Annotated in this window: 1 rRNA gene; it reads right to left on the bottom strand. The window is 51.3% G+C overall.

The features are described from left to right. A 16S ribosomal RNA gene (locus H4O21_RS28860) occupies positions 1 to 311 on the bottom strand; the annotation flags it as partial. Position 312: the final 1 nt, after the last annotated feature.

Below are 312 nucleotides of genomic sequence, written 5' to 3' on the forward strand. Positions count from 1 at the left end.
GGGGGATCCCCCTCTCAGGGCCCATACCTATCGTCGCCATGGTGCGCCGTTACCGCACCATCTAGCTAATAGGACGCATACTCATCCTTTACCGTAACCTTTAATATAATGTCCATGCGAACTCTATATGTTATGGGGTGTTAATCTTCATTTCTAAAGGCTATCCCCCAGTAAAGGGCAGATTGTATACGCGTTACGCACCCGTGCGCCGGTCGTCATCAGGGTGCAAGCACCCTATGTTACCCCTCGACTTGCATGTGTTAGGCCTGCCGCTAGCGTTCATCCTGAGCCAGGATCAAACTCTTCATCGTT

The sequence above is a fragment of the Oceanospirillum sediminis genome, from assembly GCF_014164585.1.
In the GTDB taxonomy this organism is placed as follows: domain Bacteria; phylum Pseudomonadota; class Gammaproteobacteria; order Pseudomonadales; family Halomonadaceae; genus Oceanospirillum; species Oceanospirillum sediminis.